Origin of the sequence: Parapedobacter composti (assembly GCF_900112315.1) — a bacterium.
In the GTDB taxonomy this organism is placed as follows: Bacteria; Bacteroidota; Bacteroidia; order Sphingobacteriales; family Sphingobacteriaceae; genus Parapedobacter; species Parapedobacter composti.
The window spans coordinates 192,757-205,439 of sequence record NZ_FOLL01000001.1 but is presented as its reverse complement, the minus strand read 5'-3'; the positions used below and the strand labels follow the sequence as shown (position 1 = coordinate 205,439).

9 protein-coding genes are annotated in these 12,683 nt (G+C 51.8%); 6 read left to right on the top strand and 3 right to left on the bottom strand.

Annotated features, from left to right (window positions below; translation table 11 throughout):
• Positions 1–3 precede the first annotated feature (3 nt).
• Positions 4–1,581, bottom strand: a complete 1,578-nt coding sequence (locus BM030_RS00770) for an alpha-N-arabinofuranosidase (RefSeq protein WP_244518580.1) — start codon at positions 1,579–1,581, stop codon at positions 4–6.
• Positions 1,582–1,590: 9 nt separating this feature from the next.
• Complete coding sequence (locus BM030_RS00765; protein ID WP_211657481.1) at positions 1,591–3,537, bottom strand: glycoside hydrolase family 97 protein; 1,947 nt, start codon at positions 3,535–3,537, stop codon at positions 1,591–1,593.
• Positions 3,538–3,818: 281 nt separating this feature from the next.
• On the opposite strand from BM030_RS00765, the gene BM030_RS00760 reads away from it, so the two are divergent.
• The 6 genes from BM030_RS00760 to BM030_RS00735 all read left to right on the top strand — a co-directional run bounded on the left by BM030_RS00760 (position 3,819) and on the right by BM030_RS00735 (position 11,325).
• On the top strand, positions 3,819–4,517 hold the full coding sequence (locus BM030_RS00760; RefSeq protein ID WP_090970101.1) for an NUDIX hydrolase: 699 nt from the start codon (positions 3,819–3,821) through the stop codon (positions 4,515–4,517).
• A gap of 104 nt (positions 4,518–4,621) precedes the next feature.
• The gene (locus tag BM030_RS00755) at positions 4,622–6,292 is read left to right on the top strand and encodes a ribulokinase (RefSeq protein WP_090970099.1); all 1,671 of its coding nucleotides are present in this window, start codon (positions 4,622–4,624) and stop codon (positions 6,290–6,292) included.
• Entirely contained in the window at positions 6,285–6,992 is a 708-nt protein-coding gene (locus tag BM030_RS00750) for an L-ribulose-5-phosphate 4-epimerase (protein ID WP_090970097.1), read from the top strand. The genes BM030_RS00755 and BM030_RS00750 overlap by 8 nt, the downstream gene beginning before the upstream one ends.
• Before the next feature lie 35 nt (positions 6,993–7,027).
• On the top strand, positions 7,028–8,527 hold the full coding sequence (araA, locus tag BM030_RS00745; RefSeq protein WP_090970095.1) for an L-arabinose isomerase: 1,500 nt from the start codon (positions 7,028–7,030) through the stop codon (positions 8,525–8,527).
• Between the two features lie 24 nt (positions 8,528–8,551).
• Positions 8,552–10,306, top strand: a complete 1,755-nt coding sequence (locus BM030_RS00740) for a sodium:solute symporter (RefSeq protein ID WP_090970093.1) — start codon at positions 8,552–8,554, stop codon at positions 10,304–10,306.
• Between the two features lie 38 nt (positions 10,307–10,344).
• Positions 10,345–11,325 (top strand): sugar phosphate isomerase/epimerase family protein, encoded by a 981-nt coding sequence (locus BM030_RS00735; protein ID WP_090970091.1) that lies wholly within the window; start codon positions 10,345–10,347, stop codon positions 11,323–11,325.
• 77 nt (positions 11,326–11,402) lie between these two features.
• Here BM030_RS00735 and BM030_RS00730 read toward each other — a convergent pair whose 3' ends face one another.
• Positions 11,403–12,551, bottom strand: coding sequence for an aldose epimerase family protein (locus BM030_RS00730; RefSeq protein ID WP_090970089.1), 1,149 nt, complete (start codon positions 12,549–12,551; stop codon positions 11,403–11,405).
• Between the last annotated feature and the right edge of the window lie 132 nt (positions 12,552–12,683).

Below are 12,683 nucleotides of genomic sequence, written 5' to 3'. Positions count from 1 at the left end.
CCATTACTCTGCCAAGCGCAATACGACCACCGAAAAAGGAGGCAAGGTTACCGTCAGCTTATCGCCATTCACACGGGCGCCGTCAAACACCGTCGGCGCGATAACATCCGGATTGTCAAACGTATTATGATCACGCAAATCGCGGCTCGTCAGCATACGCCCCTCCACCTTGTTGTATATCCGGTCCAGGCTAACGGTAACCCGCTGTGTTTCCCTGGGGTGGACATTTACCAGCGACAGGTGCGTGTTGCCGAGGCTATCTGCCGAGGCAGACGCCGAAATCGCCGGCAGTTCCTCCCCGTCCATCGTCAATGTCACCGATTCCACTGTAACCGGAATCAGTGTGGCCTCCTGATGTATCTTATACATCTCCATAACATGATAAGTGGGCGTCAGAATCATCCTATCGCCTTCCGTCAGGATAACGGCCTGCAGTACGTTAATGGTTTGAGCCAGATTGGCCATACGCACCCGTTCAGCATGGTTATTGAAAATATTGAGCGTTACGCCGGCAATCATGGCATCACGCATGGTATTCTGCTGGTACAGAAATCCCGGATTGGTACCCGGCTCCACCTCATACCAGCCTCCCCATTCGTCCACCACCAGGGCAACCCTTTTCTTCGGGTCGTATTTATCCATGATGGCTGCATGTTTGCTCACCAGTTCCTCCATTTTCCAAGCCGATTGCATGGTCTGGAAATATTGCTTATCCGAATAGGCGGTAGACGGCCCTTTGTTGCTCCAGTCGATGACGGCGTAATGGTGCAGCGCTACCCCTTCCAGCAGGTGGTGCGGAATGTTCTTCATCAGTGTTTCCGTCCAGTGGTAATCCGCACTGTTGGCACCCGAAGCGATACGGAATACCCCGCCGGAGTTGTTCCAGTCGCTCATGAATGTGGCATAACGGCGATAGACATCGGCATAGTATTCCGGCCTCATGTTGCCGCCGCATCCCCAGGCCTCATTACCCACGCCCCAATACTTGACCCCCCAAGGCTTTTCACGACCGTTTTTCCGGCGCAGGTCGGCCATCGGGCTCTTACCGTCGTGATTAACATACTGTACCCAGTCGGCCAGCTCCTGCACCTCGCCGCTGGCTACATTACCTGCAAGGTAAGGTTCCGTGCCCAGCAGCTCGCACATGTTAAGAAAATCATGGGTACCGAAGCTGTTATCTTCCGTTACGCCCCCCCACCAGGTATTCACGATGGTGGGCCGGCTTTCTTTTGGTCCGATACCGTCTTTCCAATGGTAAGTATCCGCGAAACAGCCGCCCGGCCATCGCAGGTTGGGAATGTTAAGCCGTCTCAGTGCATCCACCACATCATTGCGCACGCCGTTGGTATGGGATACCGTGGTATTCCCTTCGCCTACATAAAAACCATCGTAAATACACCGGCCCAGGTGTTCAGCAAAATGCCCGTAAATATGCCGGCTGATGCGTGTTGCCGACCGTTCCGGCGAAAGCCGTACCGTATTAGCCTCTTGAGCATTTGCTGAAAAACCGGCCGCCAAGAGCATGGCTGCGATACATCCGGTCCGTTTCCGTGCGTGTTTCCGAAATAAATACATTATCATATAGTTGTATTATTGGTTCAATACCATCACAAAGCCGCCATTGGATTTCATGGTTACCCTATAATTATTTGCTGGACCTAACTCCTGGTGCAGAAGGCCCCCCGGGCTTACTCCATCGGTGATTAAACTGACGTTTTCCACCTCGCCAAACAACGTCAAATCCAAATGGATGTCCTTCTCTTGCTGCTCACCGTTAATACCTGCGACATACCATCGGTGTCCTGCACGGCGGGCGATTACCACATCCTTGCCGGGAAAACCGCCGATGAACTTCACGTCATCCCACGAATCGGGCAGCTCCCGCAGGAAATCCCGCACCAGCCCGGGTACTGTTGCCATGCCTTCAGGCGATTCCGCATAGTGCTGGATACCCGAGACGAACAGTATACTGGTAGCCAGCTCAAACGCCGCCGTAGTGCGCCGCTGCACCGGAGTTTGCACCTTATGCAGGTTCATCGGTGTATAATCCATTGGGTCAAACGCATTGCGCGTAAATGGCAAAATCGTGCAATGCGTAGCTTGCTTATCGGCGTCTTCCTGGGAAAATGTAACCATTTCAAATCCGCGCACCGCCTCCACGGTCATCAGGTTCGGGTATGTCCGCGACCATCCACGTGGTAATGTTGCCCCGTGGAAATTAACCAGCAATCCATGTCTGGCGGCATCTTTTAGGATATCAATATAATAACGGACAACAGATTGCCCGTCTCCGCCGAAGAAATCGATTTTAATCCCTTTGATACCCATGGCATTGAGCCGTGCAAATTCGCTTTCCCTGCTTTCGGGGGTGAGCAGCTTATCCTTGGGCGTATATTCCACGGTATTCCAGCTTCCTGCCGAGTTATACCACAGCAACAGGCCAACGCCTTTCGCTGCGGCATATGATGCCAGTTCAGCAATTCGCTCATAACCGATTTTCCGGTCCCAATTGACATCCACCAGACAATATTGCCATTGCATGTCGGCCGCAAAGTCGATATACTTTTTCTGCTCCTCATACGTGATGAAATCGTCTTTCGAGTTAATCCAGCTCCATGACGATTTACCGGGCCTTATCGTCCCTTCCCACAGCGGGATCGCCGGATCGGCAACATTGATACCTAAATTGGATTCCACGAGGGTCGCCAACGACCCAATGGTCATTACACGCCAAGGCGAGTAGAAGGGCTGGTCTGACGCCGGCAGCAGTTCGCCACCTGGCATTACCTCACGCGGATCGGGGAAACCGATACGATATTCGCCCTGCGGCGATTCGGGTCCGAGGCGGGTAGCACAGTAACGACCATCTAAGCCGGCTTCGGTAATCAATACCCAAAGGCTATCAACCTGAAATAACGCGGGATACACCCAACCCGTCCCCGTGGATTCCGGTGTTCCCACCGGCAGACCCTGCTGATAATGCTCTTCGTATGACGGATTGGTCTGTTCCCAGCCCGACTTGGCTACCGCCATGGGCTGCAGCCATCCCTTTGCGTGGCCGGGAAAACGGAAAGAGGTATGTTCCTCAACAATCCGGACCGTATCCGGCCCGGCATATGGAAAGTAATAACGGAACGCCACTCCATCATCCGAAACCCGGAAAACCACATCAAATCCTTTGCCTTGTCTGTCCCGGAACTTAAATTGGCATTGATGAGCAAGGTAATGATTCCACTTTCGCTTGCCGGTCTTTAGCTCATAACGATCGTTTATAGTTGTTTTGGCCGCCTCCCCTGCAAAATAAAGCCCTGACTTGAAATTGACATCCTGCATCTCAACGCCCAATGATGCACTATCAATCAGTTGGTTACCGTCAACCAATACCGAATATAGGGCACTTCCGTTGTCATCCACCCATACCTGAACGGTGATATGGCCGTCAGGACTGGATATCGTTGCGTCATGCGCGTTAGCCATCGTTGCAGCGCCTAAAGCCACCAGCATATGGAATAACCGATAATGATAACCCCTGTTCATTGTGTAACTTTTTGTATCAGTGAAGCATTAAGGTACGATCTGCATGGCCGCAGTTATCTCATGAGCTTGCGTTCGTCGCCGGCATTATATTTTTCGACATGACAGTGTACGATTTAATTAACTGGTTAGTACAAAGTAAAGCTAATTATTATTAAATGTCAAAAAAACGATAAATAAACAGACCATTAACTTGTTCGCGTGTGAACATAACGATCAAACCGTGGTGAATATATAAGGGTTAAAATTGTAAAATTTGCATTTATCCACTATCATTGTATTGTATGACGAGATATGCCAAACAAAACCGTATCCTGGTAGCCGTAGACTGTATCATTTTTGGATTTGATGGCTATGAACTGAAATTGCTGCTGATAAAGCGCGGGTTCGAGCCTGAAAAAAACAAGTGGAGCCTAATGGGCGGATTTGTCCAGTCGGACGAAAAGCCAGAAGACGCGGCATCGCGTGTTCTTAGGCAGCTTACCGGGCTGGAAAATGTTTATATGGAGCAGTTATTGGTGTTCGGAGCGCCCAACCGCGATCCCATCGAGCGAACTATCAGTATCACCTATTTTGCGCTTATTGATATCAAGAAATACGAAAAGCAAATTAGCGATGATTATCATGCGGAATGGTTTGCTTTGGACCGCGTGCCTAAACTAATTTTCGACCACGACCAGATGGTGGATCATGCCAGGAAAAAACTGCGCTACAAGGCTGCCCTGCACCCCATCCTGTTTGAACTGTTGCCCGAAAAATTCACCATCCCGCAAATTATTTCGCTTTACGAACAGGTATATGAGGAAGAACTGGACAAACGTAATTTCACGCGTAAATTGCGCTCAACCGGCCTGCTCATCAAACAACTGGATAAAGACAAAGAAAATTCCAAAAAGGGCGCCTTCTATTATAAGTTAGACAAGGCTACCTATAAGGAGAAATTTACCAAGTTCCTGAATTTTGTATCTAACCCGGCTTTTTAAACGGATAGCATAATCCGCAAATAAAAAATTGTTCAGACTTTGCTTTGCAATTTTGATAAATTAAATGTTATTTTGACACGACTAATCAATTATAGCGTTATTTGATGGACAACAGATATGTTATAGGTGTAGATTTCGGAACAGACTCAGTTCGCTCGGTGTTGGTGAGCACCGCCACCGGCGAAGAACTGGCTACATCCGTTTTCGAATATCCGCGATGGAAAGCAGGCTTGTACTGCCACCCTGCATCCAGCCAGTTCAGGCAGCATCCGCTGGATTATATAGAAGGGCTGGAGCACACGGTGCGTTCGTGTGTGGAACAGGCGGGTGGCACCGTTGCAAAGCAGGTGGTAGGCATTGCTGTGGATACCACCGGTTCTACACCGGTGGCTGTCAATCAGCATGGCACGCCGCTGGCGTTGCTTCCCGATTTTGCCGACAATCCCAATGCCATGTTCGTGCTGTGGAAAGACCATACCGCGGTAAATGAAGCCGCGGAAATCAATGCCCACGCCCGCCGATTTGACACCGATTACCTCCAATATGTCGGTGGAGTCTATTCTGCTGAATGGTTCTGGGCAAAACTATTGCACATTTTCCGCACCGATGATGGCGTGCGCCGGGCTACGTATTCCTGGGTAGAGCACTGCGACTGGATACCGTTTCTGTTGTGTGGCGGAGAACACGCGTCCGGCATTAAGCGCGGGGTATGCGCTGCCGGCCATAAATCCCTCTGGGCCGAAGCCTTTGGTGGGTTCCCGCCAAATGACTTCTTCGCTACGCTTGACCCGCTGCTGGACGGATTTACTGCTAGACTGCCCCAGGAAACGTATACGGCCGACCAAGCGGCGGGCACCCTGAGCCCGTTATGGGCAGAGCGATTGGGACTGTCTACCCGCGTGGTAGTGGGTATCGGTGCTTTCGATTGCCACATGGGCGCTGTGGGCGGTCAGATTGAGCCTTATCACCTGAGCAAAATCATCGGCACATCCACGTGCGATATCTTGGTGGCCCCTAAACAGGAAATGGACGGGAAATTGGTCAAAGGGATATGCGGACAGGTGGATGGCTCCGTCATTCCGGGCATGGTTGGCCTCGAAGCCGGCCAGTCGGCTTTTGGCGATGTGTATGCCTGGTTCAAAGCCCTGCTGGCATGGCCGCTACAAATGCTATCGGCCGGCACGACCGATGAAACGGCCCGCTACCAAATTCAACTGCTGGAATCGCAGTTACTTGCCGAATTAAGTAAACAGGCCGCCCTGCTGCCGCCAACGGAAAACAGCGAGCTGGCCGTTGATTGGCTTAACGGCCGACGTACACCCGACGCCAATCAGTTGCTTACGGGGGCAATCGTGGGGCTCAACCTGGCCTCTGACGCCCCCCGGCTTTTCCGCGCGCTTGCTGAAGCTACGGTATTCGGTGCCAAAAGCATTGTTGACCGATTTATCGATCAAGGTATTCCGGTGAAAGGACTGATAGCGTTGGGGGGCATACCCCGCAAATCGCCCTTCGTCATGCAACTCATGGCCGACATTATCGGCATGCCTATCAAAGTTCATCGATCCGAACAGACCTGCGCAATCGGTGCCGCCATGTTTGCTGCCACTGCGGCCGGAGTGTTCAGCAAGGTGGAAGACGCCATGCAACAGATGGGACAGGGTTTTGATATGGAATACCTGCCTAATCCCACGAATACCGCCCGTTATGCTAAACGATTTGAACGGTACCGACAACTGGGAAATTTTATAGAAACACCTATCAAACACCATGAATAAATTCAAAGCTATCAAAGAGGCTGCCTACCGTGCTAATATGCAGTTGCCCGATCTGGGCTTAGTGCTCTTTACCTTCGGAAACGCCAGCGCCGCAGATCATGCGTCTGGCGTATTCGCCATCAAACCGAGCGGCGTAGCTTATCCTGAACTTACTCCGGAGATGATGGTTGTCGTTGATTTTGACGGAAATGTGGTGGACGGTAACCTGCGACCTTCTTCTGATACGAAAACCCATGCTGTGTTATATAAACATTGGCCTGGAATCGGCGGCATCGTGCATACCCACGCTACTTATGCCACCGCTTGGGCGCAAAGCCAACGTGACATCCCGATATATGGCACTACACACGCCGATCACCTGACTATTGATATTCCCTGTGCGCCACCGATGGCCGACGAACGGATTGCCGGTAACTACGAATACGAGACCGGACTCCAGATACTCGACTATTTTAAACAACATAACTTGGATTACGAAGAGGTAGAGATGATACTGATTGGAAACCATGCTCCTTTTACCTGGGGAAAAACAGTTGACAAAGCGGTGTATAATAGTGCGGTACTGGAATATGTGGCTAAGATGGCGACGCTGACCGAGCAAATTAACCCGGAAGCGCCACGACTGAAAGATTCACTCATTAAAAAGCATTTCGAACGGAAGCACGGACCAGGCTCATACTACGGGCAGGCAGCGCGGTAACCGATAACCAGAACAAAAAACGCAACAAACACAACATGATTGATATCAAGGATTTAGAAATATGGTTTCTTACGGGGAGCCAGCACCTTTATGGCGAAGAAACACTGAAACAGGTAACCGTCCACGCGACGGAAATTGCGCGCTTCTTAACTCAGTCGGATCACATCCCCACGCAGGTTATATTCAAGCCAATTGTCACCACGCCGGAAGAGATCTATACGACCATTGCAGATGCCAACCATGCTTCCAACTGCATCGGCATCATCACGTGGATGCATACGTTCTCTCCCGCCAAAATGTGGATACGTGGGCTTAATATCCTCAACAAACCGCTATTGCACCTCCACACGCAGTACAACCGGGACATCCCTTGGGACACCATAGACATGGACTTCATGAACCTCAACCAAAGTGCGCATGGCGATAGAGAATTTGGCCATATCGTCTCCAAATTGCGAATCAACCGTAAGGTGGTCACCGGCTATTGGCGGGATGAAGAGGTCGCCCGCGAGGTTGGCACCTGGATCCGGGCAGCCGCGGCGTGGCACGATTGGCAGGGCGCCCGGTTTGCACGATTTGGCGATAACATGCGCTATGTTGCGGTTACCGATGGAGACAAGGTGGCTGCCGAAGCCTGCTTCGGCTTTTCGGTGAACACGTTTGCCGTGGGCGACCTGGTTACCGTGGTCAATGCCGTGACTGCATCGCAGATCGATGCGCTGGTGGCGGAGTATGAACAGGCCTACACGCTGGATCCCGGCGTACAGCCTGATGGCGACCGCAGGCAAAACCTGCGCGATGCTGCCCAAATAGAAATCGGCCTCCGCCAATTTCTGGTTGATGGAAAGTTCAAGGGCTTTTCAAACACATTTGAAGACTTACACGGCCTAAAGCAATTGCCAGGCGTCGCTACCCAACGGCTTATGCAACAGGGCTTCGGTTATGCGGGCGAGGGCGACTGGAAAACCGCGGCGTTGGTCCGCGCGGCCAAGGTGATGGCTGCAGGTTTGCCCGGAGGCAATGCGTTCATGGAGGACTACACTTACCATTTGTCTGCTGCCAACCCGATGGTACTCGGTGCGCACATGCTGGAGGTAGATCCTTCCCTGGCGATGGCTAAACCGGCGTTGGAGGTGCATCCCCTGGGCATCGGCGGTAAAGACGATCCCGCCCGGCTGGTATTCGATGTAGCTGGTGGCCGGAGCCTCAATGCGAGCCTCGTGGATATGGGCGACCGGTTCCGGCTGGTGGTCAACGATGTGGAAGCTCAGGAGCCCCAACATCAATTGCCCCGACTGCCCGTGGCACGGGTACTGTGGAAACCGCTGCCCGACATGAAAACCGCATGTTCAGCGTGGATTTATGCTGGCGGCGCACACCATACTGTCTACAGCCAGAACCTGACCATCGAACACTTCAGGGATTTCGCCACCATAGCCGGCATCGAATTGCTCCATATCGGCCAGGATACCCGGCTCGAAGATTTCCGGAAGGAAATCCTGTGGAACGAAGGATATTATCGAAATAAATATTAACTTTACCCAATTGTAAACCCTGTTATGCAACTTTTAGAAACCTTTGACTGGCTGGTTATTGCCGTCTACTTTATGATAATCGCGGGGATTGCTGCGTGGACTATGCGCAAAAAAAGCGGTTCTGCCCAGGATTACTTTTTAGCCGGTAAAAGTTTGGGATGGTTTGTCATCGGCGCTTCCATTTTTGCCTCCAATATTGGATCAGAGCACCTGGTGGGCCTGGCAGGGTCGGGAGCAACTGATGGCGTAGCGATGGCTCATTACGAACTTCACGCATGGTGCCTGCTCGTGCTGGCTTGGATACTGGTGCCATTTTACATGCGATCTAAAGTGTTCACCATGCCTGAATTTCTGGAAAAACGCTTTTCGCCCCGTGCCCGAACGCTGCTTTCCGCCATATCGCTGGTGGCTTATGTACTCACCAAACTTGCGGTAGGCGTCTACGCCGGTGGGATGGTCTTTTCGGCATTAATCCCCGAAATCAGTGTTATGGGCCTCGACTCCTTTTGGGTGGGCTCTGTCCTAACCATCGTGCTGACGGGCATTTATACCGCATTGGGAGGCATGAAAGCGGTGGCGTATACGGAAGCGTTCCAAACCGTCGTACTGGTGATTGGATCGGCATTGGTGACGATTTTAGGCCTCCAAGCAATTGGTGGCTGGTCTGAATTGCGTGCAACGGTCGGCGACGATATGTTTAACCTCTGGAAACCCTTGGTTCCTGAAGGAGTAGAAGGCACGTGGAGCCCCGTTAAAGAGCCGGGGAGGATGGCGTGGTATTTCAACGACAACTATCCGTGGGTGGGTATGCTCTTCTGTGCTCCCATCATCGGGCTCTGGTATTGGACAACCGACCAATACATCGTACAGCGTGTACTTGGGGCGCCCAACGAGACGGAAGCCCGGCGCGGTGCCATTGCGGCAGCCTTCTTCAAACTGTTTCCGGTATTCATCTTCATCATCCCGGGAATCATCTGCTACGCCCTGGCCAGCAGCGGAAAGATACCCGCACTGACGGAGCAGCTCATTGGACCCGATGGCGAAATCATCCGAAACAATGCCCAACAGGCCTTCCCCTTGATGGTGGCCAACATCCTTCCGGTGGGCATCCGCGGATTGGTCGTTTCCGGACTGTTGGCGGCACTGATGAGCTCCCTGGCCGGTGCGTTCAACGCGTCTTCGACGTTATTTACCATGGACTTCTATTCGAAAATCCGGCCGAATGTAAGCCAGCAGACACTGGTTTGGGTGGGCAGGATTGCTACCGTAACGATGATCGTCATCGGCCTGCTGTGGATTCCCGTCATCCGTGGCGGCAGGGGGTTGTATGATTACCTGCAAGGTGTTCAGGCCTATCTCGCCCCGCCCATTGCGGTGGTGTTTTTTGCCGGGATATTCCATAAACGGCTGAACGCCCAAGGATGCCTGGCAGCCCTTTATACCGGGTTCTTTTTGGGCCTGCTGCGCCTCGCTGTGGATACCCCTGTTAAATTAACCGAGGGGTTCGCTTATCCGGAGGGATCTTTTCTCTGGATCTTGAACAATATGTTTTTCCAGTACTACAGCCTGGTCATCTTCTTGATCAGCTTGGCTGTCATGTTCATTGTCAGTTATGCCACAGCGGCACCGTCTTACGACAAAATAGAGGGGCTTACCTTTGGCACGGTTACCGATGAACATAAAAAAGCAAGCCGGACAAGCTGGAATAAGTGGGATGTCATTACCTCGGCAGGGATTATCGTGCTCATTGTAGCTGCGTATGTTTATTTCAGCGGTTAGCGCAAGGATGGTGCTATCTTCGGTTAAGTAGTAGTGGTATGAACACAAATAGACGAGCTTTTTTGAAACAAACGGGCGTAGGAATGGCGGCCGCTTACCTTGCGCCCTCGCTGTTTTCCTGTGCTCCGCGGCGAACCTCTTCGCAGGCAGGCACAGGAATCGGCTTGCAGCTTTATACCTTGCGTGACCAACTGGCAGCGCACGTACAGCAAACCATCACGCGCGTCGCTGAGATTGGCTATAACCACGTGGAAACCTTCGGCCCCGAATTTGATGCCAAGGGCAAGGCTTCTTTTTGGGGGATGAATGTGGCCGACTTAACAGCGTTGTTGGACAAAAGTGGGCTGAATACCCATAGCGGTCATTATGATCTCACGGAATTCCTTGCACCGGGTAACGGCGACGAATCCGTGCTCAAGAACGCCATCGACGTGGCCGCACAGCTGGGGCAACAGTACCTGATTGCTCCCGTACCCCCCATGCAACTGGTAGACCAACTCACGGCCGATGATTACTTGTTTATAGCCGAACAACTGAACAGGGGCGGCGAGCTGGCCGCCAAATCGGGCGTTAAAATCGGTTACCACAATCATTTCTGGGAGTTCCGCATGCTGGAAGACGGTCGCAAAGGGCTGGATATACTCATTGAACACACGGATAAGGATCTGGTGGTATTCGAGCTGGACCTGTTCTGGAGCGAAAAATCAGGTTCGGACAGTACCGCTTATTTCGGACGGTATCCTGGTCGCTTCCCGCTCTGGCATATCAAGGATATGGACACGGATAATACCGAACCCGTTACCGGCCCGGGTTATGACGACAAACCGGTGATGGACATCGTTACGTCCATCAGTTATGCCGAAGTAGGCACCGGAAGCATAGACTTCAAAAAACTGATGGCGGAGTCCGGTACTGCCGGACTGCGCTACGCATTCGTTGAACAGGACGTCATCACCATCGATCCGTTTGACAGCGTGGCCAAAAGTTACGGGTATGTAAAACAGGAATTGCTACCTTAACAGGCTTGGTGAAATCGACCATTGTCCGATACCTTCCTTGTTACCGAAAAAATAACTGCATTAGGGAGAGTGAAGCATTACCTGAACCGGTACACCGTTCGCGTACGGTACTCGGCTCCCGGTTCCAATACGGTAGAAGGGAAATCCGGTTTGTTCGGCGAATCGGGGAAATGCTGGGTCTCCAGACAGAACGCCGAACGATATCCGTAGGTTTTCCCACCCTTAGCATTCTGCACATTATCCATGAAATTGCCGCTATAGAACTGCAGTCCGGGTTCTTCGGTTAAGATATCCATCACAATACCGGTTTTAGGGCTTTCTACTGTCGCTACCAGTTGCAGGCCTTCTTCTTTCTTCAACACAAAATTATGATCGTATCCCTTTCCCAGTACCAGTTGGGCATCCACTGTATCGATACGTGCACCGATAGCTGTAGGCTGACGGAAATCAAACGGTGTATTGTCCACCGGAGTGATTTCCCCGGTGGGAATAAGCGTTTCATCCACAGGCGTATAGCCGTCGGCACGGATAGTCAGCAGGTGATCGAGGATGGTGCTATCGCCCTCTCCGCTAAGGTTAAAATAAGCGTGGTTTGTCAAATTCACCACAGTAGCTTTATCCGTGGCGGCACGGTAAGTAATATCCAGTGCATGGTCTGCGGTAAGCGTGTATACCACGGTAGCCTCCAGCTTGCCCGGATAGCCAGCATCGCCATCCGGCGATATGTATTGCAGCTCCAGGCTGCTGTCCGTCACATGTTTCACTTCCCAAACTTTGGCGAAAAACCCGTTGGTTCCGCCGTGCAGGGTATTCGGCCCATCGTTCAGTTCCAGCTGATATTGCTGTCCATTAAGCTCAAACTGACCGTTCGCAATACGGTTGCCGAAGCGGCCCACTACGGCACCATAAAACCCCTCTCCCGGCTTCCGATATGACGCCAAATCATTGTAACCCAAAACCACATCCACCAGTTCACCAGCTTTATCCGGTACATGAAGGCTTACCACGCGAGCCCCGTAATTGGTGATAGCAGCCACTGCCGTTCCGTTAGTAAGCGTATATAGCTTAACGGAGTCTCCGTTTATTTCGGCCTCGAAATCAGCAGGCGATACGGTTAACACGGCAATGGCGTCGTTGCCGCGGGATGACTGTTCTGAAGGGTTACAGGCTGCCGCGCAGGTTACGGCCAGCACAAAGGTGAGTGATTTGCTTATTTTGTTCTTCATTGTTCTAAAATAGGTCCATCAATTGGCAACAACGGATGCCGTATGTTCGCATACATGCTATTTTGGCAAAGATAATAGTTAAATCCACAAATCGTCATGCAGGTGACACAAAATCCAAGCAAAATCGGGGCA

What these genes read in the sequence shown, in the direction of transcription:
- BM030_RS00755 (WP_090970099.1), top strand. Translation starts at nt 4,622, where the DNA reads ATGGACAACAGATATGTTATAGGTGTAGATTTCGGAACAGACTCAGTT.
- BM030_RS00735 (WP_090970091.1), top strand. Translation starts at nt 10,345, where the DNA reads ATGAACACAAATAGACGAGCTTTTTTGAAACAAACGGGCGTAGGAATG.
- BM030_RS00760 (WP_090970101.1), top strand. Translation starts at nt 3,819, where the DNA reads ATGACGAGATATGCCAAACAAAACCGTATCCTGGTAGCCGTAGACTGT.
- BM030_RS00770 (WP_244518580.1), bottom strand. Translation starts at nt 1,581, where the DNA reads ATGATAATGTATTTATTTCGGAAACACGCACGGAAACGGACCGGATGT.
- BM030_RS00740 (WP_090970093.1), top strand. Translation starts at nt 8,552, where the DNA reads ATGCAACTTTTAGAAACCTTTGACTGGCTGGTTATTGCCGTCTACTTT.
- BM030_RS00750 (WP_090970097.1), top strand. Translation starts at nt 6,285, where the DNA reads ATGAATAAATTCAAAGCTATCAAAGAGGCTGCCTACCGTGCTAATATG.
- BM030_RS00765 (WP_211657481.1), bottom strand. Translation starts at nt 3,537, where the DNA reads ATGAACAGGGGTTATCATTATCGGTTATTCCATATGCTGGTGGCTTTA.
- araA (WP_090970095.1), top strand. Translation starts at nt 7,028, where the DNA reads ATGATTGATATCAAGGATTTAGAAATATGGTTTCTTACGGGGAGCCAG.
- BM030_RS00730 (WP_090970089.1), bottom strand. Translation starts at nt 12,551, where the DNA reads ATGAAGAACAAAATAAGCAAATCACTCACCTTTGTGCTGGCCGTAACC.